Origin of the sequence: Alteromonas sp. ALT199 (assembly GCF_018619335.1) — a bacterium.
In the GTDB taxonomy this organism is placed as follows: domain Bacteria; phylum Pseudomonadota; class Gammaproteobacteria; order Enterobacterales; family Alteromonadaceae; genus Alteromonas.
In genome coordinates this window covers 3051-3696 of record NZ_JAHHDX010000089.1, presented here as the reverse complement: position 1 = coordinate 3696, position 646 = coordinate 3051, and the positions used below count along the sequence as shown (strand labels likewise).

At 41.6% G+C, this 646-nt stretch carries 1 pseudogene; it reads right to left on the bottom strand.

Going from position 1 to position 646, the window contains the following annotated elements:
- A pseudogene (locus KL866_RS09240) lies at positions 1 to 646 on the bottom strand (tRNA (uridine(54)-C5)-methyltransferase TrmA); the annotation flags it as partial.

The window sequence follows — 646 nt, the reverse complement described above, 5'->3', positions numbered from 1 at the left end:
TTTGCGCCAAAGTTTCAGGGTTACAAGAGATATACACAATATTATCGTAATCCTGGATCATTCTTAGCGAATCTTCATCTAACCCAGCTCTTGGCGGATCGACCAATACAGTGGTGAAGTTATATGTGCTTAAATCAATGCCTTCCAAACGACTAAATGTACGCTCGCCCTTCATAGCCTGAGTAAATTCTTCAGCCGCTAACCTAACAATTTTTACATTTGTCAGATTATTTTGCTCAATATTAAACTGAGCAGCCTGCACTGAAGGTTTAGCTATTTCGGTACCCACTACATTATCGAAGTGAAGCGCTAGCGGTAGAGAGAAGTTACCTGCACCGCAATACATTTCCAGTAAGTCGCCAGAGAGCGGTTTCACACAATCTAGCGCCCACTCAATCATTTTGCAGTTCACCTCAGCGTTAGGCTGAGTAAAGCTGTTTTCTATATGCTTGAATATAAATTCTCTACCGCTTACCGGCAACCGTTCAATAACAAAATCGTTGTCGATAATAAGCTTTTGTTTTCTAGCCCGACCAATGACGCTTACTTTAGGAAAGTGAGTCTCAAGTGTCGCTTTTAACTCTCTTGCAGCCACTTGCCATTCTTCATCTAACTGACGATGGTATAAAAGGCTGATAACAAGCTC